Source organism: Piscirickettsia litoralis (assembly GCF_001720395.1).
Lineage (GTDB): Bacteria > Pseudomonadota > Gammaproteobacteria > Piscirickettsiales > Piscirickettsiaceae > Piscirickettsia > Piscirickettsia litoralis.
In genome coordinates this window covers 2390175-2392372 of sequence record NZ_MDTU01000001.1, presented here as the reverse complement: position 1 = coordinate 2392372, position 2198 = coordinate 2390175, and the positions used below count along the sequence as shown (strand labels likewise).

The following is a 2198-nucleotide window of genomic DNA, read 5'->3' as shown; positions in this document are numbered from 1 at the left end:
AATAACACTGCCCAAAACATCGCCCAAAGACCCAACTTTAAAGAAACAGGAAAAACCTTTGGCAACGAGCTGATTTACCGTCCAATCACGATACTTAAAAGAAGGCCCCAGATCCCCATGTGTTAAATTATTAAGATAAAGAAAATATTGCTTATAAACCGGCTCATTTAAATGATAGGCTTTTAATAAATTTTCTTTGACTTGCGGTGGTAATGCTCGCTCACCATCAAACGGGCCGCCGGGAGCTAAGCGCATCATGAAAAAAACAAACAGTCACTAATATTAATAGTGTTGGAATAGCACCACAAATACGCTTAATTATATATGAAAACATAATTTTATACCCTATAAAATAAGATTCAAAAAAGCCAGGATAACCTGGCTTTATATTGGTTAAGCGGATTGTTTGTCTATCGAAAGGTCAGCGGTGTGAATGTGATCAAGCACATTTTTACCAGTATAGCCTTTCACATCAGATTTAATCATATGCAATGCTGCATATTGATACAATGGGATGATTGGATAATCAGCCATTGCTGTTTTCTCAGCTTCAGTATTTAGCATCAAACGATCTTTATCAGTATCACTCATTGCAGCTTTTGTCATGTAGTTATTCACTTTCTTATTGCAATAATGTGAATTATTTTGTGGGTTACCACATTGGTATAGATCTAAAAAAGTTGTTGCATAGTTGTAATCACCAATCCAACCATCACGTGCAACATCATAATCACCTTTTTGACGTGTTGCTAAAAAGACTTTCCATTCTTGGTTTTCGATTTTCACATCAATCGCACTACCAAACACTTGCTGCCACATCGACATCACAGCCAAGGCAATTTTCTTATGATCTTCGAGTGTGTTGTAAGAAATCGTGAATTTTAATGGATGATCGGCAGAATAACCTGCTTCTTTAAATAATTCTTTCGCTGCTGAGACTTGTTTGGCGCGTGGCCACGTTGCCCATTGATACTGAGTAAATTTAATGCCATTTGTCCCCTCTGGAACATAAGTATACGCTGGAATTTGCCCTTGCCCTAAAACGTATTTAGTTAAAGCCGTGCGATCTACCGCCATTGTTAAGGCTTTACGCAACTTTAAATTACCTTTAAACGGCACTCTTTGCATATTAAAATCATAATAATACAACCCTAAATAAGGAGCTGTATGAACTTGCTTGCCATATTTCGCTTTTAGCGCTCTGTATTGATTACTTGGAATCGTTGCTGTCCATTGCATTTGACCACCTTCGTACATTTTGACTGCAGTTGTCGCCTCAACAATAGGCAAATATTCAACTTTATCAATCTGAACATTTTTGGCATTCCAGTAATATGGGTTTTTCTTAAGATTAATATGACCATTGACCACCCAACTGGTTAACTCATAGGCACCGTTTGAAACTAAATGCCCTGGCTTAGTGAAGCCATTGCCCCATTTTTCTATCGACGGTTTATAAGCAGGCGCAGCCGTAGGTTGGCTCAATACCGCCAGAAAATAAGGCGTTGGTGTATTAAGTGTTATTTCTAATGTATGGTTATCAAGTGCCTTAACACCCAACTCTTTTAAAGGTAATTTATTCTCATTAATTTTTTTGCATTTTTAATGGGGTAAAGAAGATAGGCATATGTTGAAGCGGTTTTTGGATCCTCGGCACGCTGCATGCCGTAAACAAAGTCTTGTGCAGTGACCGGCTTGCCATTGGACCATTTCGCATCTTCACGCAACTTAAATGTATAGACTAAATGATCTTTGCTAACCGTCCAGCTTTTTGCAGCACCTGGCAAAATATCTCCATTTGGTCCTTCTACTGTCAACCCTTCAAACAAGTCAAGGTCAATCGTTGATCCAGGCACCCCTTCAACCTTTTGAGGATCGATAGAACCTGGTTCTGCCCCATTGCCTTTCACCAATACGGTTTCTGCCGCATTAGCACTGGAAGCTACAGAAAATAACGAGAGGGGCAACAGACTTGCTGCCAGTAAAGAACATACAACTTTTCTTTTCATAATTTGAGCACACCCTTGTAATTAGATCATTCACCATACAAAATCTTTGTAGGCTACTTAAGCCACATTTAAGCGACATTCATCCATTCAATCATCTTTGAGAAAAAAATTCAATAAAAACTTTGCTCAATAAAATTGCTATTAAAAATAAGCATTATATAGCAAGAAACCTTGCGTTCTTCTTCTAAG

At 38.2% G+C, this 2198-nt stretch carries 2 protein-coding genes and 1 pseudogene; all 3 read right to left on the bottom strand.

Going from position 1 to position 2198, the window contains the following annotated elements; all coding sequences use genetic code 11:
- A pseudogene (locus BGC07_RS20720) lies at window positions 1-258 on the bottom strand (hypothetical protein); the annotation flags it as partial.
- A 135-nt stretch (window positions 259-393) separates the two neighbouring features.
- On the bottom strand, window positions 394-1560 hold the full coding sequence (locus BGC07_RS11890) for a peptide ABC transporter substrate-binding protein (protein ID WP_158006931.1): 1167 nt from the start codon (window positions 1558-1560) through the stop codon (window positions 394-396).
- 5 nt (window positions 1561-1565) lie between these two features.
- On the bottom strand, window positions 1566-2009 hold the full coding sequence (locus tag BGC07_RS23340) for an ABC transporter substrate-binding protein (RefSeq protein WP_077216881.1): 444 nt from the start codon (window positions 2007-2009) through the stop codon (window positions 1566-1568).
- Window positions 2010-2198 lie beyond the last annotated feature (189 nt).